This window comes from Pseudomonas botevensis (assembly GCF_019145475.1).
In the GTDB taxonomy this organism is placed as follows: domain Bacteria; phylum Pseudomonadota; class Gammaproteobacteria; order Pseudomonadales; family Pseudomonadaceae; genus Aquipseudomonas; species Aquipseudomonas botevensis.
Window position 1 is genome coordinate 16,183 of the sequence record NZ_JAHTKI010000020.1, and the last position, 23,785, is coordinate 39,967.

General features: G+C 64.9%; 9 protein-coding genes. All 9 read left to right on the forward strand.

The window, feature by feature from the left end; all coding sequences use genetic code 11:
* Window positions 1–6: 6 nt before the first annotated feature.
* On the forward strand, window positions 7–960 hold the full coding sequence (gspK, locus tag KVQ74_RS21995; RefSeq protein WP_217833476.1) for a type II secretion system minor pseudopilin GspK: 954 nt from the start codon (window positions 7–9) through the stop codon (window positions 958–960).
* On the forward strand, window positions 957–2,123 hold the full coding sequence (gene gspL / locus KVQ74_RS22000) for a type II secretion system protein GspL (protein ID WP_217833478.1): 1,167 nt from the start codon (window positions 957–959) through the stop codon (window positions 2,121–2,123). The genes gspK and gspL overlap by 4 nt, the downstream gene beginning before the upstream one ends.
* Window positions 2,116–2,661 (forward strand): type II secretion system protein GspM, encoded by a 546-nt coding sequence (gspM, locus tag KVQ74_RS22005; protein ID WP_217833479.1) that lies wholly within the window; start codon window positions 2,116–2,118, stop codon window positions 2,659–2,661. Before gspL ends, gspM begins: the two co-directional genes overlap by 8 nt.
* Entirely contained in the window at window positions 2,658–5,024 is a 2,367-nt protein-coding gene (gene gspD / locus KVQ74_RS22010; protein WP_217833480.1) for a type II secretion system secretin GspD, read from the forward strand. The genes gspM and gspD overlap by 4 nt, the downstream gene beginning before the upstream one ends.
* Entirely contained in the window at window positions 5,021–6,427 is a 1,407-nt protein-coding gene (gspE, locus tag KVQ74_RS22015) for a type II secretion system ATPase GspE (protein ID WP_217833481.1), read from the forward strand. Before gspD ends, gspE begins: the two co-directional genes overlap by 4 nt.
* Window positions 6,427–7,638: a type II secretion system inner membrane protein GspF gene (gene gspF, locus KVQ74_RS22020; RefSeq protein WP_217833482.1), complete on the forward strand. Its 1,212-nt coding sequence runs from the start codon at window positions 6,427–6,429 to the stop codon at window positions 7,636–7,638. The genes gspE and gspF overlap by 1 nt, the downstream gene beginning before the upstream one ends.
* A gap of 408 nt (window positions 7,639–8,046) precedes the next feature.
* Window positions 8,047–9,153 carry a substrate-binding domain-containing protein gene (locus tag KVQ74_RS22025; protein WP_217833483.1) on the forward strand — a complete coding sequence of 369 codons (1,107 nt, stop codon included), beginning with the start codon at window positions 8,047–8,049 and terminating at the stop codon, window positions 9,151–9,153.
* A gap of 190 nt (window positions 9,154–9,343) precedes the next feature.
* Window positions 9,344–21,838, forward strand: coding sequence for a filamentous hemagglutinin family protein (locus tag KVQ74_RS22030; protein ID WP_217833484.1), 12,495 nt, complete (start codon window positions 9,344–9,346; stop codon window positions 21,836–21,838).
* 237 nt (window positions 21,839–22,075) lie between these two features.
* Window positions 22,076–23,767, forward strand: a complete 1,692-nt coding sequence (locus tag KVQ74_RS22035; protein WP_217833515.1) for a ShlB/FhaC/HecB family hemolysin secretion/activation protein — start codon at window positions 22,076–22,078, stop codon at window positions 23,765–23,767.
* The last annotated feature ends 18 nt before the right edge of the window (window positions 23,768–23,785 follow it).

Below are 23,785 nucleotides of genomic sequence, written 5' to 3' on the forward strand. Positions count from 1 at the left end.
CCGCCCATGAACAGCCGACCGGAACAGCAGGGGATGGCGATCATCAGCGCCTTGCTGATTGCCGCCGTGGTGGCGGTGATTGCGGCGGGGATGCTGACTCGCCAGAGCGTGTCCACCCGTGCGCTGGAAGCCGAGCAACTGCGCGTGCAGGGTCGTTGGTTGCTGCTCGGCGGGCTGGAGCTCAGCCGCCAGTTGCTGTGGGACGCTCGCCAGCGCGACCCGTTGACCCGACTCGATCAGCCGTGGGCGCAGCGTCTGCAAGCCCAGGGTTTCGACGGGCGGCTGGAGGACGAGCAGGGCAAGTTCAACCTGCGCAACCTGGTGGCCAACGAACGGGTCGACGAGGCCCAGGTCGAGGCGTTTCAGCGTCTGTGTGAGCTGATCGGTGTCAGCGGCGCGTTGACCCAGCGCATCACGACGCGGGTGATCGCCTCCTATCCTCATCTGCTGAACGCGCCCGTGGCAGACAAGAATCTGGCGAGCAGCAGTTTCGACAGCGGCCGTAGTACCTCGCCGGGGGCTTCGCGCAAACCGCAGCCGCCGAGCTTGCCGATGCTGCGCACCCTCGACGATCTGCGCAGTGTCGACGGGGTCAACGATGCGGTCATCGGTAAACTGGCTACCTACGTGACGGTGATCCCGGCCACCACCTGGCTCAATGGCAACACCGCCACGGCACCGGTGCTGGCGGCGTATGTGCCGGGGCTGTCACTGGAGCGCGCGCAGGCATTGATTAACGAGCGCGACGCCGGACGCTGGTTCATCAACCGGGGCGACTTCGTCAACCGCCTGCGCATGCCGCAACTGGACATGATCACGGTCAAGGTCGGCATCACCAGCGAATGGTTTCGCCTGCGTGGCGAGGCCCGTCGCGAGCAGCGCCGGGTCAATCTCGATGCGTTGCTGCATCGCGGCGAAGACCGGTTGCCGCAAGTGATCTGGTCGCGGGTGGGTGTATGAGCCAGTTGCGCGTGAGCCTGTCGCCACTGGCGCAGTTGAGCCCGGAGAGCGAATTGAGCTGCGTCTGGCTGGATCGCCAGGGCCAGGTGACGCGCGAAGAACGCCTGCGCCTGAACCAACTGCCGAAGCAGCCACTGGTGTGTTTTCTCCATCCCGCCGACAGCCTGCTGGCGAGTATCGACCTGCCACCCTTGCCGGCGAGCAAAACCACCGCCGCCGTGCAATGCGCGGCCCAGGCCTTGATGCTGGGTGACAGCAGCCAGATGCACATTGCCCATGGCCCGCGAGATGCGACGGGGCAGGTACGGATTGCCTGGCTCGCGCTGAAGGATCAGCAACAGCTGTTTCAGGTGTTGCAGCAAAACGGTCTGAGTGTGAAAGGCCTGTACCCGGCGGCCTATGGTTTGCCGGTGATGGCCGGTGGCGTCGGTTGCCGCCATGACGATCATCTGCTGTCGCGCGAAAGCCTCGATGCGGCGCAGGTGCAGCCGCTGATCGACGAGGACTGGTCGCTGGAGTCCGGCCTGCCGGTGAACTGGATCGGTGCAGCGGCGCCGGAGGGTGTGCAGTCGGTATTGGCCGACAACCAGCGCTGCGCCGGACCGCTACCGGGTTGGGGGCTGCACAACGGCATGCAATCCCACGGCAGCGAACATCGCGGCTGGGGCCGGGCACTGGGCTGCTGCGCGGTAGCGCTGGCGGTGTGGGTGATTGGCCTGAACCTGTACGCCGCCCGCGAGGCCGGTCAGGGCCAGCAACTGAAGGTGCAGATGAGCCAACGGGTCAAACAGGCCTTTCCGGAATTGCCGGTGATCCTCAATCCGCTGCAACAGGCTCGCCAGCAATTGGCGGCGCGCAAAGAGGGAGCGGCGGACGATCCCGCGCAACTGTTCAAGCGACTGGTGTTGCAGGCCGGCAGCGGCATGCCGTTCATGGCTGGCAGCGTGGAGCGGCTGGTATTCGCCGAGGGCACGTTGCAACTGACACAACTGGCCGATGCGCGGCGGGTGGGCGGCGACAAATCCTGGCAAGACACCCTGGCCCAGGCCGGCATCAGTGCCAGCGCCGACGACGGCGGCTGGACCTTGCGTCCTTCCGGGGACGTCAGCGCCGCAACCACTGACGCCGATGCCGACGACAGCAGCGGAGCAGAAGATGAATAACCCGTCGCTGGCGATGTATCGCGCCCGTTGGCAACATTTTTACAGTCAGGCGCGCACCCGTTGGCAGGCCCTTGCACTGCGGGAAAAACGCATGGTCGGCGGCATGGCCGTGGTTGTCGTCAGCCTGCTGGTGTGGGTCGCGTTGATCGAGCCACCGCTGAAAAAGATTGCCTACTGGCAAGCCGAAACGCCAAAGCTGCGGGCGCAGACCGAAGCGCTGGAGGTGCTGCTGCGCGAGGTCAACGTCAGACCGGACGGGCAGCACCTCGAACAAGCGCTGCAACAGACGCTGCAGGCCAGCGGCCTCAGCGGGCATTTTCAGCTCAAGCCTGCGCAGCCGGGCACTTGGGAGTTGAGCTTCGACGCGGCCCCGGCCGATGCCGTGCTCGACTGGCTGCTGAGCAATCCCGCGCAATTTTCGCTGCAAGTGGTCGAGGCCCGGTTGCAACGGGCCGACGCCACCACCGATGACACCGCCGGCACTCTGTCGGGCACCGTTCGCATGGATCAGGCGCTGGGCGCTAAGGAAGCTTCATGAAGGGGTCAGGATCCAAACGCATGGCGCTGCCGATGCTGTTGATGGCACTGAGCGCGTGCAGCACCACCACCGCGCCGAATCAACCGCCGTTGCTGGTCGACAGCGAACTTGGCCGGCCCTTGGGCAACACCCAGCGCAGTGGCGACGCGGTGCTGGACCGCGAGCGCGCGCAAGCACAAGCCCGGCCGGCGCCCAAGCAACTGCACAACATCACCGAACGGGCGCGCAGTGGCGGGGCACGCGGCAGCGCATTGCCGGCCAATCCACTGGGCGATCAACCGGTGACGCTGAACTTCGTCGACGCCGACATTCAAGCGGTGGTGCGCGCATTGTCCCGCTCCACCGGGCAGCAGTTTCTGGTCGATCCTCGGGTCAAGGGCAACCTGACTCTCGTGTCCGAAGGGCAGGTGCCGGCGCGTCAGGCCTACGACATGCTGCTGGCGGCGCTGCGCATGCAGGGCTTCAGCGTGGTTGATGTCGGCGGCGTCGCCCAGGTGGTGCCGGAGGCGGACGCCAAGTTGCTCGGTGGGCCGATCTACAGCGCCGACAAACCGGCCGGCAACGGCATGCTCACCCGCACCTTTCGCCTGCAATACGAGAACGCGGTCAACCTGATTCCGGTGTTGCGTCCGATCGTGTCGCCGAACAATCCGATCAACGCCTATCCGGGCAACAACACCATTGTCGTCACCGACTATGCCGAAAACCTGACGCGTGTCGCGCAACTGATTCAGGGCATCGACACGCCAAGCGCCATTGACACCGACGTGGTGCAGATCCAGAACGGCATCGCCGCCGACATCGCGCCAATGGTCGCCGACCTGCTCGACGCGCCGGGCAATGATCCGACGCAGAAAATCGCCGTGATCGGCGACCCGCGTTCCAACACCATCATCATTCGCGCCGGCAGCCCCGAGCGCACGGAGCTGGCGCGCAACCTGATCTACAAACTCGACAACGCCCAGAGCAACCCGAGCAACCTGCATGTGGTGTACCTGCGCAACGCCCAGGCGGCGAAACTGGCCCAGGCCCTGCGTGGGTTGCTGACCGGCGAGAGCGACAGCGGCACCAGCGACAATGCGCGTTCGGTGCTCAGTTCAATGGGCAGCAGCAGCGGTTCCGGCGGTCAAAACGGTCAGAGCGGCACGCAAACCACTGGCACGACATCGACCGGTTCCAACGGCAACACCGGGGGCAGCTACGGCCAGACCGGCAACTCGACCAGCAGCAGCGGCAGCGCCCAAAGCAGCGAACAGAACGTTGCCTTCAGCGCTGGCGGGGTGACGATCCAGGCCGACGCCACCACCAACACTTTGCTGATTTCCGCGCCGGAGCCGCTGTATCGCAGCCTGCGCGAAGTCATCGACCTGCTCGACCAGCGCCGCGCCCAGGTGGTGATCGAAAGCCTGATCGTCGAAGTCGGCGAGGACGACGCCAGCGAGTTCGGCGTGCAATGGCAGACCGGCAACCTCGGCGGCAACGGTGTGATTGGCGGAGCGAATCTTGGCGGGTCCGGGATCAATACCAATGGCAAGACCAGCATCGACGTGCTGCCGCAAGGCTTGAACCTTGGTTACGTCAACGGCACGGTGGACATCCCCGGCATCGGCAAGATCCTCGACCTCAAAGTGCTGGCCCGGGCCTTGAAGAGCAAGGGCGGCACCAACGTGCTGTCGACGCCGAACCTGCTGACCCTGGACAACGAAGCGGCGAGCATTTTTGTCGGCCAGACCATTCCGTTTGTCAGCGGCAGCTACGTCACCGGCGGCGGGGGCACCAGCAACAACCCGTTCCAGACCGTGACCCGTGAAGAGGTCGGCCTGAAGCTCAATGTGCGGCCGCAGATTTCCGAGGGCGGCACGGTCAAGCTCGACATCTATCAGGAAGTCAGCAGCATCGACGAGCGCGCTTCCGCTGCCGCCACCTCGGCGGGGATCGTCACCAGCAAACGTGCGATCGATACCAGCATCCTGCTCGACGATGGCCAGATCATGGTGCTCGGCGGCCTGTTGCAGGACGGCTACAGCCAGAGCAACGATGCGGTGCCCTGGCTGTCGACCCTCCCCGGCATCGGCGCGCTGTTTCGCAACGAACGCCGTTCGATCACCAAGACCAACCTGATGGTGTTCCTGCGCCCGTACATCATTCGCGACAGCGAAGCGGGGCGCAGCATCACCCTCAATCGCTACGACTTCATGCGCCGCGCCCAAGGCGGCCTGCAACCGGAACGCAGTTGGGCGATGCCGGACATGCAGGCGCCGCAATTGCCGAGCGCGGCGCAAGGTGTACCGGCACCGAACGCCGTTTCCGGCCCGCGCGCGACGATCAAAGCGGTGCCGCTCGAGCCAGGGCCACGGTTATGAGCAGCCTGCCGTACGCCTGGGCCAAGGCCCAACGCATTCTGCTGTGCGACGGCGTGCTGACGGTGTGCCCGTCGACGCCGGGCTGGTCGATCAGCGAGGTGCGCCGACAGTTCGGCCCGACGCAGCTTGCGCGGGTGCGGGATGACGAACTCGATGGCCTGCTCGCCAGTGCCTACGCCGATACCGGCAGCGCGGCGGCGGTGGTCGGGGCGGCGGAGAACGAAGTCGACCTCGATCGCCTGATGCAGGACATGCCGGAAATCACCGACCTGCTCGACACCCAGGACGGTGCGCCGGTGATTCGCATGATCAATGCCTTGCTCACCCAGGCCGCGCGGGACGAGGCCAGCGACATTCACATCGAGCCGTTCGAAACCCATTCGGTGGTGCGCTATCGGGTCGACGGCACCCTGCGTGACGTGGTGTCGCCGCGCAAGGCGTTGCACGGCGCGCTGGTGTCGCGGATCAAGATCATGGCCCAGCTCGATATCGCTGAAAAGCGCCTGCCTCAGGACGGGCGTATTGCGTTGCGGGTGGCCGGGCGGCCGATCGACATTCGGGTGTCGACGGTGCCCACCGGTCATGGCGAACGGGTGGTGATGCGTCTGCTCGACAAACAGGCCGGACGCCTGCAACTGGAAACCCTGGGCATGGACGCGCAGGTGTTGGCCAAACTCGACAACCTGATCCGCCAGCCTCACGGCATCGTGCTGGTCACCGGCCCCACCGGCAGCGGCAAGACCACCAGCCTCTACGCGGCGCTGGCACGACTCGACGCCAGCACCAGCAACATCCTCACCGTGGAAGACCCGGTGGAATACGACCTGCCGGGGATCAGCCAGATTCAGGTCAACGCCAAGATCGACATGACTTTCGCCCTGGCGCTGCGGGCGATTCTGCGTCAGGACCCGGACATCATCATGATCGGCGAGATCCGTGACCTGGAAACCGCACAAATCGCGGTGCAGGCGTCGCTGACCGGTCACCTGGTACTGGCGACGCTGCACACCAACGACGCGGTGTCGGCGGTCAACCGCTTGATCGACATGGGCGTCGAACCGTTTCTGCTGGCCTCGTCGATGCTCGGTGTCCTCGCGCAACGGCTGGTGCGACGGCTGTGCAATCAATGCAAACAGGAAGATCCGGCGACGCCGGGGACGTGGCGTCCGGTCGGTTGCGCGGCGTGCAATCACACCGGCTACAGCGGTCGCACCGGCATTCATGAGCTGTTCTGCATTGACGACGACATCCGCACCTTGATTCACAACGGGGCAGGGGAGCAGGCCTTGCGCGCGGCAGCGCAGCAGGCCGGGATGTTCAGCCTGCGCGAGGACGGTGAGCGCTGGATCCGCAGCGGCGCCACGGCCCCTGAAGAAATCCTGCGCGTGACACGGGACGCCTGATGAATCGCTATCGTTTTGAAGCCGCCGACGCCAGCGGCAAGATCGAAACCGGGCATCTGGAGGCGGACAGCCAGGGCGCGGCGTTCGGCGTGTTGCGCGGCCGTGGTCTGACGGCGTTGTCGGTGCAACAGGAAAGCAGTGTCGCCCACAGCGCCGGGGGTGGATTGTTCAGCGCCAGGCTCTCGGACAACGATCTGGCCTGGGCCACCCGGCAACTGGCAAGCCTGCTCGGCGCCAGCCTGCCACTGGAAGCCGCGCTGAGCGCCACGGTCGAACAGGCGGAAAAAAAGCACATCGCCAATACCCTCAGTGCGGTGCGTGCCGATGTGCGCAGCGGCATGCGCCTGGCCGAAGCACTGGCGGCGCGGCCTCGGGACTTTCCCGACATCTACCGCGCACTGATCGCGGCGGGGGAAGAGTCCGGCGATCTGGCGCAGGTGATGGAGCGGCTGGCGGACTACATCGAGGAGCGCAACAACCTGCGCGGCAAGATTCTCACCGCGTTTATCTACCCCGGCGTGGTCGGGCTGGTGTCGATCGGCATCGTGATTTTTTTGCTCAGCTACGTGGTGCCGCAGGTGGTGAGTGCGTTTTCCCAGGCACGCCAGGATCTGCCGGGGCTGACCCTGGCGATGCTTACTGCCAGTGATTTTATCCGCGCCTGGGGCTGGTTGTGTGCCGGGCTCATGGCCGGGGCGTTCTGGAGCTGGCGTCTGTATCTGCGCAATCCGGCGGCGCGGCTGAGCTGGCATCACCGGCTGCTGCGATTGCCATTGTTCGGGCGCTTCATTCTCGGTCTGAACACCGCGCGTTTCGCTTCGACCCTGGCGATTCTCGGCGGTGCCGGGGTGCCGTTGTTGCGTGCGCTGGAGGCGGCGCGCCAGACCCTGTCCAACGACCGTCTGAGCCTGAGCGTCAGCGAGGCCACGGCCAAGGTCCGCGAAGGGGTGAACCTGGCGGCGGCGCTGCGGGTGGAGAACGTGTTTCCACCGGTGCTGATTCACTTGATCGCCAGCGGCGAGAAAACCGGCGCACTGCCGCCGATGCTCGAGCGCGCGGCGCAAACCCTGTCCCGCGACATCGAGCGGCGGGCGATGGGCATGACCGCGTTGCTCGAACCCTTGATGATTGTGGTGATGGGCGGGGTGGTGCTGGTGATCGTGATGGCGGTGCTGTTGCCGATCATCGAGATCAACCAGTTGGTGCAATAGTCACCTCGAAGTGTCCCTCGTGGGAGCCGGCCCGCCCGCGAAGAGGTCGGCCCCAACAATAAATTCCGCAAATTTTTTCACCCGCCGGGCATCACCCGAGTGCCGTCCCAGCCATCCTCGGGTTCTCCTTTCTGTCATCTGCGACGGCCCTTCAACGGCTCCAGCCCGTTTCGCCGCAAAGCCCGGTCCAGACAGGCCCGAGCGGCCGCGAAACACCCGAGAAAATCGCCTTGAAATCAGCCCTCGGCTCCCGAGGTTTTTTCCTTTATCTGTCACCGGAAACTGCGAATTTCTCAGTGCGACTCAACCACGGACCCCGCTTGCGAAGGTCAGCGGTGAGTCCTCCCAGTGTCATGCAAGAAACCTGAAACCCTCAGTCCACAACCTGTGTTGAAAAGGAGATTCTTCATGTTCAAGCGCACTCTGATCGCCGCCTCACTGACCATCGCTGCTTTGTCTTGCGCCCAGGCCATGGCCGCTAACGTAACCGGTGGTGGCGCGACTCTGCCTGCCGCTCTGTACAAAGGCTCTGCCAACAGCATCCTGCCTGCCAACTTCAGCTACCTGGGCACCGGTAGCGGCACTGGCAAGTCCGCTTTCCTGACCAACAACTCGGCACTGTTCAACACCACCGGCACCGTTCACTTCGCCGGTAGCGACTCGATCCTCAGCGCCACTGAAATCAGCACCTACAACGGCGCCTTCGGTGCTTCGTACGGCCCGCTGATCCAACTGCCATCGGTGGCCACTTCGGTTGCCATCCCTTACAAGAAAACCGGTCAAACCGCGCTGAACCTGACCAGCGCCCAACTGTGCGACGTGTTCTCGGGCACCGTCACCAAGTGGGGTCCGCTGCTGGGCACTTCTGACAACACCGACATCCGCGTCGTGTACCGCAACGTTTCCAGCGGCACCACCGAGATCCTCAGCCGTCACCTGGCGTCGATCTGCCCAACCAAGTTCACCGTCAACTCCACCTTCACCAACGCACGTCTGCCAGCCGGTTCCGCGCTGCCATCCAACTGGGTAGGCGTGGCTGATACCTCCGCCGTTGCCTCGACCGTGAACGCGGTTGACGGTTCGATCGGTTATGTCGGTCCGGACGGTGTCAACGCTTCGAGCAACGCTGTGGTTGCCCGCGTCAACGGTGTTCAGCCGACCACCGCCAACGTGACCGCCGCGCTGTCGACCGCTCCACTGCCAACCGCACCCGCCAACCCGGCTCAGTGGGCACCAGTGGTTGCCAATCCTTCGACCGGCTACCCGATCTCTGCCTACACCAACTTCATCTTCGGCCAGTGCTACAAGGATGCAACCGTGGCGGCTGACGTGAAGGCCTTCCTGACCCAGCACTACAGCGTGCCAGGCAACACCGTCGCTACCGTGGCTCACGGCTTCAGCGTGGTTCCGACCAACTGGAAAAATGCTGTAACCGCCAACTTCGTCACCAACTCCACCGGCAACAAGCTGGACATCAACAACGCCAGCGTCTGCAACACCATCGGCCGTCCATAAGCGTCACGATTCACCCCGCCGTACCGATGGCAGCCCCTTTTGGGGCTGCCATTTTTTTTTGCCGCGGCGCGCCGTTACACCGCCATCGTGAAGTTTGTGTGACATCCGTTCGGTCGCGCGCCTCGCCAACCGCCTATGTCGTAACAGCAGGTTGTTGCCGACCTGCGGCCAACAAAAGGATCTCGTAGTGATGCTCGCTCGCCCGTCCCGTCGTCGTACCCCCGTCCAGTCCTTCCCGCGTGATGCCGTGGACCCGGCGCTGTGGCTGCTCAAGCCGCTGGCGCAGGCCGTGGCGTTGTGCCTGGTGGCGGGCAGTGCGCACGCGCAGACGGCGTTCAGCTCAAGCTGGTTCGCCGCCAAGGGGGCTGCGCAACAGGCGGCCGCCGCGCGGCCGAGCGTGGGCGGCTTGCCGGGCATGACGCCGCCGCTGGCGCAGCAGCAGAAAGCCAACCAGCAGTTGCAGCGCTCGATCCAGACCCTGAACAACACCGTGGCGGCGATTGCCGCGCAACAGGCCGCGCAAGCGGCCGGGCGGGCTGCTGCCTTGGGGACGGTGCAGTTTGTCCCGGACGGTCTGGGCGAGGGTGGTCTGAAGGTCGACACCAGCCTCACGCAAGGCTGGCAGAACGCCAAAGGCCCGCAGCAGACCCAGGCGGACGGCAAGACCAACGTGCGCATCGAGCAGACCGCTGACAAGGCGATTCTCAACTGGGAAACCTTCAACGTCGGACGCAACACCACCGTCGAATTTGCCCAGCAGGCCAATTGGGCGGTACTCAACCGGGTCAATGATCCAAGTGCCCGGCCAAGCCAGATCCAGGGCCAGATCAAGGGCGACGGCACGGTGATGCTGATCAACCGCAACGGCATCGTGTTCAGCGGCAGCAGCCAGGTCAACGTGCGCAATCTGGTGGCCGCGGCGGCGAACATCACCGATATCCAGTTCCGTGATCGCGGCCTGTACTTCGACAGCACCGGCAGCCAGCCGACCTTCACCGACGCCGCCGGTCAGATGCTGGTAGAGCGCGGTGCCTCGATTGAAACCCGAAAACCCGCGACGTCCACCGATGCCGGCGGCTATGCCTTGCTGCTCGGCAGCGAAGTGCAGAACGACGGCAGCATCAGCACCGCCAAGGGGCAGACAGTGCTCGCTGCCGGTGATCGTTTCTATATCCGCAAAGGCTCGGGCACCGAGGGGAACGGTTTCTCCACGACCTTCGGCAGCGAAGTCGTTCCCGGCTTCAAGGCTGACAGCAACGCCGGCAAGGTCAGCAACAACGGCTTGATTCAGGCCGCCACCGGCGATATCACCCTGACCGGTCATGACGTTCAGCAAAACGGCGTGCTGCTGGCCAGCACCTCGGTTGCGACGCGCGGCACGATTCACCTGCTCAACCCGGCCAGCGACACCAGCGGCAGCGTCACCCTGGGTCAGGGCAGCGCCACCGCGATCATGCTCGACAGCAGCGACCTGACGGCACTCGACAGCCAGCACAAGGCCGCGCTGACCGGCGTCGACGCCAACAACCGGATTCGCGGCGACCAGTCGCGTATCGACATCCAGAGCGGCGGCAGCGTCGAGTTCCAGAACGGTTCGATCACCCTTGCCACCGGCGGCCAGATCGCGGTGGCGGCGGGGCGGCGCAGTCTGGTGCGCGACGGCGCGATGATCGATGTGTCCGGCGCCATCGGCGTGAAAGTCGCGATGGAATCCAACAACATCAAGATCAACGTGCAGGGCAACGAGCAGCGCGATGCGTCGGTCAACCGCGAAGGCGCGGCGCTCAACAGCAATGACGTGTGGGTCGATGTGCGCGAACTGGTGTATGTGCCGGCGGGCACCAACGGCTATGCGACTGATCGTTGGTACACCGCCGGTGGCCTGCTCGAAGTGGGCGGTTACCTCGGCACCCAGGGCCACAGCGTCGGTGAATGGATGGCCCAGGGCGGCACGGTCAGTTTCGCCGGCAACGATGTGGTCAGCGAGAAAGGCTCGCTGATCAACCTGTCGGGCGGCACCCTCGACGTGCAGAGCGGCGAGATTCGCCAGAGCTGGTTGCGGGGCGCCGACGGGCGTCTGTACGAAGTGTCGAAGGCCCCGGGGGACATTCTCTACAGCGGTTTGTACAAGGGTTATGAGGACACCAGCCAGCGCTGGGGCCAGACCGAGTATTACTACAGTCCGCTGATTGCCCCGACCAAGCGCCAGGAAGCGGGTTACACCGTGGGCCGCGATGCCGGGCAATTGGTAATCGCGACCGGCAACGCGGTACTCGACGGCCAGTTGCTGGGCGAGGTGTATCAGGGTGAGCGCCAGACCCGCACGCCGCGCGCCGGACTGGATGGTTATGAGCAAAGCCAGACCGCGCTGGCGCGGCGTGGGCAACTGATCGTCGGCCGTTACGACCCGGCTTACGTCGCCTCTGCCGGTGGCTTGCTGTACAGCCTCAATCCGTTGCTCGATCGCGTGCAGATTGGCGGCGAGCGTCCGCTCGCTGAGGACGATCTGCAACTGACCGGCGCGGTGTCCGACGCGCGCAAGGGCAAGCTGTTTCTCGACACCGATCAACTCAATGGTTTCCGCCTCGGCGCGCTGAAGGTCGCGGCCAAAGACCGGATCGAAGTCAACGAGGCCGTCAGCGTGGACACTGGCGGCGACATCACCCTGTACGGGCCGGATGTGCAGGTCGATGCCAACCTGACGGCACGCGGCGGCAGTCTCCACTTGGGTAACGTGCTCAATCAGTTGCTGACCAGCACCCGCACCGACACCCAGATCACCGCGCAACCCGGCAAACCGACGCAGGTGGCGGTGGGCGAGGGTGTGCAGCTCGATACCCGTGGCGTCTGGAGCAATCTGGGCACCGATCCGGACGACGGCGCGAGCCTGGCTTATCTGAACGGTGGGTTGATCTCGATCCGCAGCAGCGCTGACATCGACATCGGGGCGGGCAGCCTGCTGGATGTGTCCTCCGGCGGCGCGGTGCTGGCCAACGGCAAGACGCGCGGCGGCAAGGGCGGCGACGTGACGCTGGAGTCCAGCGCCAACACCGTCGCCGGCACTGCGAAACTGAAGTTTGACGGCGACGTGCGTGGTTACGGCGTAACGGGTGGCGGCACCCTGACGGTTCAGGCCGGCAAGGTGCTGATCGGCCAGACCGACGAGGCACTGACTGACGCCACTCTGCAACTGGCACCCAGCCTGTTCGACAAGGGTTTCTCTGCCTATAACCTGATCGGCCTGAACGGCTTGACCGTCAGCGACAACACCCGAATCGATGTGAGCATGCCGGTCTATCGCTTCGGCGAATCGGCAGCGGGCCAGGCCAGTGGCGTGGACCCACGCTCAGCCCTGGAACTGTGGACGCCGGCGCTGTATCAGGAAGATCCGCTCAAGGGCGTGCTGACCCGCCGGGGCGGCGCGAGTCTTTCGTTGCAGGCCGGGGCGAGCCGGATCGATCTGGTCGATGCCGCCAACAGCACGCTGACCATCGGTCGCCAGACGCGCATCAGCGTCGATCCGGGGCAGCGCATCAACCTGCGCGGCGGCGGCCAGATCACCGTCGACGGCGAACTCAATGCCTGGGGCGGGACCATCGATATCCGCCAGCAGCAGTTCGGCGCGGTCGATCCGGCGACGTTCGCGCAAAACTTCGATCCCAAGGCCCATGACCGTTCGATCTGGATTGGCGAGCAGGCTGTGCTGGATGTCGCCGGACGCGCGGTAACCGCCACCGATGCCCTGGGGCGCACTTACGGACAGGTCGACAAGGGTGGCAGCATCGTCATCGGCGGTGAGATCAATTCGAAGCTGGCCACGGCGACGGCGGCCGACGCATACGTCATCGTCCGCCCGGGCGCGCGGCTGGAAGCCAGCGGCACCGAAGCGGTGCTGGATATCGCCGGCCAGGGTCCGACCCGTATCGCCACGGATGGCGGGCGGATCAGTTTGAGCGCCTACAATGGCCTGTTCATCGACGGCCGGTTGCACGCAGCAGCGGGTGGCGCCGGAGCGGCTGGCGGGCAGTTGGACATCGCCCTGGAAACACCGCTGTATCGCCTGCCTGAAGCACTCAACGAGGTGCGCCTGCCCAGGGAAATCATCATCGGGCAGCAGGCCGAACAATCGCTGCTGCCGACAGATCTGCAACCGGGAGAGTCCAGCCCGGAACTGCAATACGGGCGCGCGCGCCTGAGCGCCGATCGCTTGATGTCCGGCGGTTTCGACAACCTGAATCTTCTGAGCAACGGATTGCTGTCGTTCGACGGCGATGTCGATCTGCACATGAACCAGAGCCTCAACCTGTACGCCGGGGCGATTTCGCTGGCGGAAGGTTCGGCGGACACTGCGCGGATCAACCTGTCGGCGCCTTACATCCGGCTGTCCGGGGTGGGCAATTACTTTGCGATTCCCGGCTCGTTGCGCCCACGGGTGATCAACAGCCCGACCACGCGCCTGTCGTCCGCGCAGCTCACGGCCACGGCCGATCTGCTGGACGTTGTCAACAGTCTGTCGTTCGGCGCCAAAGGCAGCATTGCCCAGTTGAATGCGCCGGACTCGCAGGTCAGTCGGCGTGGATTCGATCTGGTGTCGCTCGACAGTCGCGGCGACCTGCGCTTTCTGGCGCCGACCGACAAGCAGGTGAAATCCCAGTTGTGGGCCGCCGGTGACCTGAACCTCACCGCCGCGCAGATTTATCCGGCCAGCGATACCGCCGCCGAAGTGCGCGTCGGCTATCAGGGCGGCACCGACGACCCGGTGCATACGCTGCGCGTCGGTCGGCATGGGCCGGCACCCACTGCGTTGCCGTACTCGGTGTTCGGCAGCCTGTCGCTGATCGCCGGCAACATCGAGCAGGGCGGGGTGATTCGGGCGCCGTTGGGCGCCATCAGCCTGGGCGATGAAATCTTCACCAAGACCCGTGAGCTGAGCTTGCTGCCGGGCAGCGTCACCTCGGTCAGCGCTGCCGGGCTGGTCATGCCGTATGGCGGCACCACGGACGGTATCGACTACCGCTACAACGGTGAGTCGGTGGTGCTGCACGGCATTGCCGGCGGCCCGGCAGGCGTCACCCTGAAGTCGCAATACGTGGACGTGCAAAGCGGCGCGCTGATCGATTTGTCCGGCGGCGGCGACTTGCGCGGTGCGGGCTTCGTGTCCGGGCGCGGCGGTTCGACCGACGCCCGTTTCAACCCGTTGGTGCGCAATGCCAGCGACGGCACTTTCAGCCTGCCGGGGCTGGCCAGTAACCCGGTCTATGCCATCGTTCCCGGCAATCAGAGCGCCTATGCACCGATGCTCGGCGAGAGCGGCGCGGTGGACCCGCGTATTGGCCAGCAGATCACCATTGGCGCCGGCGTGCCGGGGCTGGCGGCGGGGACCTACACACTGCTGCCGTCGACATTCGCCTTGCTCCCCGGCGCGTTCCGCGTGGAGATCAATGGGCAGACCCCGCAAAGCCTGGCCGGCAATGCGTTGAAGATGCGCAATGGTTCGTGGAGCAGCGCCGGGCTGTTGTCGGTCGCCAATACCGGTCTGCGGGACAGCGTCGCCAATCAGCTGATCGTGACGCCGGCCGATGTCTTGCGCCGTTATTCGCAATACAACGAAACCAGCTTCACCCAGTTCATCAAGAGCGATGCGACTCGCCGTGGCGTGCCGAGGGCGCTGGCGCCGATGGACGGGAAAACCCTGAACCTGGAATTGCTCCAGGGCGGAGAGCACGACGTTGCCGTGGACTTCAACGGTCAGGTTCTGTTCAACCCGACCGAGGGCGGCATGAAGGGCGGGGCGGTGGTTCGCGGCGGGGCTTTCAGCTTCGAGATCCTTGGCGGCGGACATACCCGCACGCCAGGTTTCAGCGGCGTTTCGTTGTATGCCGATACGCTCAACAACCTCGGCGCCGGTCGTCTGACCATCGGCGCCCGGCCAACGGTGGACTACGCGTCGGCCGGCAATATCATTTCGTTTCTCGGCAGCACCTCCGACATCACGTTGCGCGAAGGCGCGGTCTTGTCGGCGCCGGAAGTGCTGTTGCGCACCAACACGGCGGACGGCGGCATCACCGTGGAAGCCGGCGCCGGGATCAACACCCTTGGGCGCGGCGCGGTGCCGTACGATTCCTCGACCGGGTACATCTACCAGACCGGTGCCGCCAGCCTGCTGTTGCTGTCCAACGGCTGGACCAATGTCCTGGCCCCGGAAGCCAGCAGCGGAAGTTCGGCCTCCGGCAGTCTCACCATCGGTACGTGCCAGGCGACGGCCTGCGATCAGCCGACGGTGCTGTATTCCGCCGGCAGCATCACCGCCGCCACGGACAAACAATTCGATCTGGATGAGGCGGTGCGTTTCGGCACGCGGCATCTGACCCTGGCCGTGGGCGCGGTCAATGCCGGCAGCGCCGAGGCGCTGGCAGCGGCGGCGGGTCGTGTGCCGTCGGGTCTGACCCTCAGCCAGAACGTGCTCGATCGCCTGCTTCAGGGCGATACCCAATTCGGTGCCCCGGCACTGGAAACCCTGAGCCTGACTGCGCGGGATTCGTTCAACTTCTTCGGCAACATCACCCTCGATACGCTGGACCGGCAGACCGGCCAGAGCCTGTTGCAGAACCTGGTGCTGACGACCCCGGCGATCTACGGGCAGGGCGAAGCCGACGACGTGGCGACCATCCGCACTGCCAACCTGATCTGGAACGGCGCCACGCAGAAACCTGCCAGCGTCATCAGCGGCGGCGCCGGCAGCGGCCGCGGCACCCTGGACATTCAGGCCCAGCGCATCGAATTCGGCTACGGCCCGAACCCGCAGGCGAGCGGGCTGGATCAGAACGATCGTCTGGCGTTGGGTTTCAGCAACGTCAACCTCACGGCCAGCGAACGCATCACGGCCAACCACAAGGGCAGCCTCGCGGTGTATCAGGAGCAGGGCGTCTATGACCCGGTCAAGGGCTACGTCTACAGCGGCGGCAACCTCAACCTGCACACGCCGTTGCTGACCGGTGAAGCGGCGTCGGTCAACACCCTCAAGGCCGGCAACAGCCTGACCCTGAGCGGTGCCGGGACGGCCCCGGTGGCCAATGCGCTGGGCGCGGAACTCAATCTTGAGGCCCGCGATGTCGTGCTCGACAGCCGCATCGCCCTGGCCAGCGGCAAACTGCAGGTCAAGGCTGAGGATGACCTGACCCTCAGCGGCAACGCGCAACTGGATCTGGCCGGGCGCACCTTGCCGTTCAACGACGTGAACAAGTACAGCTGGGGTGGCGACGTCGCGCTCTACAGCCACAATGGCAATATCCGTCAGGCCAGCGGGTCGCGGATCGATCTGTCGGCGCAGAACAATCAGGCCGGCAATCTGAGTGCGGTGGCGCTGGCGGCGGATGCCGGCACGGTCGATCTGCAAGGTGCAATCCTCGGCGCCAGCAGCGGCTATTACGACGCCGGAGGCACGCTGGTGCCGTACAAGGCCGGTGGCGTGGAGATTCGTGCCCAACGCCTGGGCGGCGATCTGAACGAGCAATTTGCTACGCTCAACCAGCGCCTGAACGCGGGCCAGGTGTTCGGCAGCCGCAGCTTCCAGCTCAAGCAGGGCGATCTGCTGATCGGCGACGGCCTCAAGGCTGGTGAGATCAATGTGTCGGTGGACAATGGCAGCCTCACGGTCGGCGGTTTGATCGATGCTAGTGGCGAGCGGGTCGGCAGCATTCGCCTCTCGGGGAAAAATGCCCTGACCCTTACCGGCAACGCCGTACTCGATGCCCATGGCCGCGTGCTGCGGGTCGACAGCTACGGCAAGATCATCGATGCGCCGAACCGCGCCGTGGTCGAACTCAATGCCGCTGACGGCCCGCTGACTCTGGCCTCCGGCGCCCGCATCGACCTGCGCCACGGCACCGATGCAGCCCTCGGTAAACTGCCGGGGCAGAACGACGGCACCGCACGTGGCACGCTGGAACTGAACGCACCGCGTCTGGGCACCGATGACATCGCCATCGATGCCAGCGGCGCGCTGAGCATTCAGGGTGCGCGCTCCATCGGCCTCAACGGCGTACGTCGCTACACCGATGCCCGCGATGGCGTTGATCCGGCGGCCAGTGGCCGGCCGTATCAGGTGATCGATCAGGCGCTGTTCGACCGGATTGACGCAGACAACGGCGCATTCATCGATGCGGCGCTGAATAACAGCGATCTGCTGCAACGCAAACTCGCCGGCCTCAATAACGCCACCTACGCCGATGCGTTCCATCTGCGTCCGGGCGTGGAGATTGCCAGCCAGACGGCTGACGGCGATCTGGTGGTGGAGGGCGATATCGATCTGTCCCGTTACCGCTACGCCAGCCTCAACCCGCATACGCAGAAAACCGCGATTTATGGCTCCGGCGAGTCCGCCAGCCTGGTGATGCGTGCCGGCGGCAACCTCGACATCTACGGCAGCCTCAACGACGGTTTCGCGCCGCCGCCGGAGACTGTCGATGATGCCGGCTGGAAACTGCTGCCGGGCGTGCAGCCATTCGGTGGCGACCTGATCGTGCCGGGCACGGGCGTGACCCTCGCCGAGGGTACGCAATTTCCGGCGGGCACCACGTTGAACTATGACTTGCCGATTCAGGCGACGACCTTCGCCAGCGGCACCTTGCTGCCGACGGAGGGCGTGCTGGCCGGCGACTACACGCTGGCGGCCGGCACCGTGTTGTCCGGCGCCGTCCACGATGCGGCGGGCGATTTGCTGTACGCCGCCGGGACCTTGCTCCAGGACAGCGTGACCCTGCCGGCCGGCAGTCGCCTGGGCGCCGGTATCCGCTTGAACAACGCCACCGCCCTGCAAGCCATGCTCTGGCCCAAAGGCGTGCCGCTGCCGGGTGCGGTAGGTGCGGACAACAAGGTCGGCGGGGTCAAGTTGAGCGGTGCGCTGGCGTTGCTGCGCGGCTCGCTGATTCCGTCCCTGACCGACGTGGTACTGGCCGATGGCACGCAGTTCATCGAACTGCGCGGCTACACCAACACCACCCAGCAAGGTCGCAACTGGGCCATCGCGAGCATGCTGCCGGCGGGCAGCTCTTCGTGGTCACTGCGTCTGGTGGCCGGCGCCGATCTCGAGGCCGCCGACAGTCGTGCCCTGAAGCCGCTGACGGCCGACGGCAACCTGCGCCTGGCGGATACCCATTACGGCTTGAAAGTGGTGGAGAAAAAACTCGACACCGTCTGGGCCGAAGGCAATCCGCTCGGCTATCCGGCGGGCGAAGTGGTGAAAGACGAGGACATGTTCTATTGCGACGTTCTGCCCGGTGCCTGCATCGCGCCCGCCAAATTCCTTTGGGCCGAGGGCAACATCCTGGGCATGACGCCGGGCACGCCGATTATCGACGACGACCTGTTCTGGTGCGATATCGACCCGAACTCCTGCACGCCGAACAAGGGCGGGATCACCGTCACCACCCACTCGCAAATGTTCAGCGTGCTGCGTACCGGCACCGGCGATCTGGATCTGCTGGCCGCCGGCAACCTGAGCATGGACTCGCCGTTTGGCGTGTACACCGCCGGTACTCAGTCCCGCGATGTCGATCCGCAATACAACCTGCCACGGGGGCGGCTGTCGGACGACGGTTCGGTGCTGGGCAGTCAGGGTGGCGATTACGAAAAATGGGTCAACGGTGGCAGCGACAGTCTCTATCAGGCCTGGTATCCGGAATTGGGCGGCAACCTGACGATCAATGCCGGCGGCTCGGTGTCCGGGGATCTCGAGGGACGCCGGGGCGTCAACTCACAAGCCGCATTGCGCGAGCAGGTGGCCAGCGTGTCGGTGGGCAACTGGCTCTGGCGTCAGGGCAGCGGCAACGCGGATGTGCCCGCCGCCTGGTGGATCAACTTCGGCAGCTACGCGACCCAGCCGTTGCCGGATCAAAGCGTCGACACCGGGCCGTATCTGGTCGGCTTCACCGGGTTCGGTGCGCTCGGTGGCGGCAACGTCAGCCTGCGCGCGGGGGGCGATGGCGGGATGCTCCGGCCGTTGGGCGACAGCGGTGTGAATCCGCGCAGTCAGGGGCTGATCGTCGCGGTCGGCAGCACCGGACGGGTGGGCAGCGACGGCAGTCTGCAACTGACCGGCGGTGGCGATCTGGATGTGCGCATCGGCGGCACCTTGAATCCGTCGCTCGAAGCGCGCTCGGGTAAAGCCGGCGTAGCCGCGCCGCGTCATGATCTGCAAGGCGCCCTGATCAACCTGCGGGGCGCGGCGCAATTGACGGGGGGCGCGCTGGGCGCGATCAACCTGCAATACGGCGCCTATTCCGCTTATCAGGACCCGCGCGAAGTGCGCGCCTTCGACCCGTTCACTGCGACCATCGGCAATGCCGGCGGTGGGCTGGTGCTGATTCCCGGGGATTCGGGCATGCGCCTGAGTACCCGGGGTGATCTGGTGCTGGGAGGGACGGCGGATCCGGGACGGGTGCGTTTGCAGAACTCCACGCCGTTCACCGACGCGGACGGTGTCGAGCACACGGGCGGCGGCCTGAGCAGCTTCTCGCTGTGGACCGATCACACGGCCATCGACCTGTTTTCCGCTGGCGGCAATCTCACGCCGAGTACGCAGATGGCCGAGGTTACCGAGGGCGGCACCCTGACCACCGGGACCAACACGTCACCGACCGACGGCCGCTTTGTCTATCCGTCGATCCTGCGCGCGGTCGCGGCGCAAGGCTCGATCTATGCCGGGCCGTCCGCCGCCTACAACATCTCCAGCGTCTATCCGCTCCTGAGTTATTCGCTGTTGCTGGCCCCTTCGCATGCCGGGCAACTGGAGTTGCTGGCGGGCAATTCGATCTATGCCGGCGGCTATGGGATCAACCAGTCCGGCGCGAGCCTGTCGGCCATTGCCACGCCGTTTGCTCCGGCCTTCGACGGCTACGCCAGCAGCAGTGCCAACCAGCCGCTCGTGAGCAATTACGGCAGTGATGGCAATCGGGCAAACCGCAACATTCGTTACCCCTTGTTCGCCTTCGGTGCCGACAGCTATTCCGGGTCGAGCGGTGTGCAGGCACCGGCGCGTTTCTATGCCTTGAACGGCGACCTGATCGGTATCCGCAGCGGCGAGACGTTGAGTTTCGATCCGTCGAAACGCACCTGGTACGAAGCCGCAGGCCCGGTGTGGATGCTCGCCGGGCGCGACATCGTGGCGTCCGGCAGCTACCTGGGCCAGACCGTTGCCGGGGCGAGCGACATGGGCGACGGCGTCGACAGCGTCACCTCCACCGGCAACCTGTTCATTCACAACGACCCGCGTGATGTGTCGCGGGTTTCGGCGGGGCGCGACATTCTCTACAGCAGCTTCGACATCGCCGGCCCCGGCGTGCTGGACATCAACGCCGGGCGCAACATCCTGATGGAGGATCGCGCCAGCATCATCAGCCTCGGGCCTCTGGTGGCGGGGGACAAAACTCCGGGTGCGAGCATCGTGCTGCAGGCCGGCGCAGGCGCCCAAGGGCCGGATTATTCGCGGTTCATCGCGCGCTATCTGAACCCGCAAAACCTCGCCAGTCCGGACACCGCCCTCAGCGGTCAGCCAGGCAAAGTGGTCAAGACCTACCTTGGCGAATTGCAGAGCTGGCTGACCCTCGGCTACGGCTTCAGCGGCAACGAAGAACAGGCCAAAGCCTTCTTCGCCGCGTTGCCGGGTGCCGAGCAGGCGGTCTTCGCGCGGCAGGTGTACTTCGCCGAACTGCGTGCCGGCGGCCTCGAATACACCGACGCCGATGGCCCGCGCAAAGGCAGTTACCTGCGCGGCCGCAACGCCATTGCGGCGTTGTTCCCGAGCGTTGATGTGGCTGGCAACCCGATCCGCTACGACGGCGACATCACCCTCTACGGCGGTGCCGGGGTCAAGACCCTGTTCGGCGGCGACATCCAGATGCTCACGCCGGGCGGCGGCCAGGTATTCGGCATCGAAGGCGCGGCACCGCCGTCCACGGCGGGGATCATCACTCAGGGTTCGGGCAACATTCAGCTCTATTCCCAGGGCAGCATCCTGCTGGGCCAGAGCCGGATCATGACCACCTTCGGCGGCTCGATTCTCGGCTGGTCCGCCGAGGGCGACATCAACGCCGGCCGCGGCTCGAAAACCACCGTGGTCTACACCCCGCCCAAACGCGTGTACGACACCTGGGGCAACGTGACCCTGTCGCCTTCGGTGCCGAGCACCGGTGCCGGTATCGCCACTCTGAACCCGATTGCCGAAGTGGCGCCGGGCGACATCGACCTGATCGCGCCGCTGGGGACCATCGACGCAGGCGAGGCGGGGATCCGCGTCTCCGGCAACGTCAACATCGCCGCGCTGACAGTGGTCAACGCCGCCAACATTGCGGTGCAAGGCAAGGCCACCGGCGTTCCGGTGGTGGCAGCGGTCAACACCGGCGCCATCACCTCGGCCAGCTCCGCCGCATCCTCCGCCACGCAAGCGGCAGAAGACGTCGCGCGTCAGCAACAGGCCGCCTCACGACAAAACCAGGCCTCGGTTTTCACCGTGCAAGTCATCAGCTTCGGCAGCGAACAACTGGCCCCCAACCGCGACGGCGCCAGCCGCGCACCCGCGCCGGGTTACAACCCGAACAGCCCGGTGCAGGTGTTGGGAGCAGGGGCGCTGGATGACCAGGCCAAACAACAGCTGACGGAGGAGGAGCGCGGACAGCTGACGTTGTAAGGACTCTCGTGGCAGTACGCTTCGGGCGGCCGGTTGGCCGCCCTTTTTTTGTCCCTCGTGCGGGAGTTCGGCGTTACTCGTTGTGGCGTTTTGGGTCAAGAAATACGCCACTCCAGAGGATGAAATTAGTTTCATGCGTGAGAAATTGACGCCATTAAAGCGCCACCATAGCATCGCCGAAAATTGATGGCGTAGTGCCTTCATGGAGGGGCGGGCATGCGCGTTTCAACTCTCAGGATGAGCACCTCTCTGGCGCTTTTCATCATCGCTCAGGCCAGCATTATCGATGCCCAGGCAGCGCCGACTCCCGGTGAACAAGACCTGATCCGCGACCGCCAGGATCGCCTGCTTGAAGAGCAGCGCCAGCGTCTTGAAGAACTCAAGGCATTGCCGGGTAACGGTGCGGCACCGGCAGCACCGGCCATTCCTTCCGATACCCGTTGCTTCCTCATCAAGGACATCGAACTCAAAGGCGCGCAGAGCCTGTCAGCCGCCGAGCGCGAGCGCTTGCTCAAGCCTTATGTCGGTCAGTGCCTGGGCGTTCCCCAGCTCAATGAGCTGCTCAAAGTCATCACCGATCACTACATCGAAAAAGGCCTGGTCACCAGCCGTGCTTATCTGCCACAGCAGGATCTTTCCAGCGGTCACCTGCGTGTGCTGGTGGTCGAGGGCAAGCTCGAAGGATTGAAAGGCGCGCAGGGCAGCCGGCTGTCGGACCGTGAACTGGCCATGGCTTTTCCGGGTAAAACCGGCGAGCTGGTCAATCTGCGCGAGATCGAACAACTGGTCGACCAACTGAATCGCCTGCCATCGAATCAGGCGCAGATGGAGCTGACGCCGGGCAATAACGTCGGTGGCAGTGAGGTGCTGGTCAAAAACACCCCGCAAAAACCCTGGCGCGCCGGACTGTCCCGCAGCAATGACGGCCAGCGCAGCACGGGCGAGCAACAGTGGGACACCACGCTGGATTGGGACAGCCCGCTGGGTCTGGCCGATCAGTTGTCGTTGCGCGGCGGTCACGATGCGGTGAGCGATCACCAGCATACGTCCGACAACGCCACGCTCAATTACAACCTGCCGTGGGGCTGGTGGAATTTCAGTTATGCCTACAGCCAGAGCAACTACCGCTCTCAGGCGCAGGCCAATGGTTTCAACTTCAAGCAGACCGGTGACAGTCAGAACCATCAATTCAAGGCCGAGCGGGTGATCTACCGCGATGCCGTGAGCAAGACGTCCCTGAGCGCCGACGTGTCCCACCTGAGCACCCACAATTTCATCGAAGACAGCAAGCTGGCGCTGAGCAGCAACCAACTGAGCGAGGCGCAATTGGGGTTCAACCACGGACGGCGGGTCGGCTCTGCCTTCGTCAACCTCGACCTGGGCATGCAGGACGGTATCGGCGCTTTCGATGCCCAGAGCAACGACCATCCGGGACCGGGCGAACCGGATGCACGCTACCGCAAATACACCGGCACCCTGAGCTACTTGCAGCCCTTCAAGCTGTGGGAAGAGTCGCTGAGTTTCAGCAGCCTGATGACCGGTCAACGCAGTGAAGACGTGTTGTTCAGCCCACAACGCCTGAGCCTGGGCGGGTTGTCGTCGATCCGTGGTTACAAGGATCAGCAGTTGTCCGGCGACAGCGGCGGCTACTGGCGCAACGACTTGCGCTGGAGTCGACCGGTGAGTTGGGCGTGGCTGAGTCCAGTGCTGACGGAATACGGCAGCAGCCTGGGCTACGACCAGGGCGTGATCAGCCACGATCGCTACAACGGCACGCAACACGGCCGGTTGTCCAGTGACTCGATCGAGCTTTTCGCCAAGGGCCAGCACCTGGCGGCGAGTGTGACCTTCGCCCATTCGCTGGAGCGCCCCGACGCGTTGAGCGAGCGTGAAGCACCGATCTATTTCCGGCTGGATGTTCTTCTCTGATTCGCCTTTTCCCTTAAA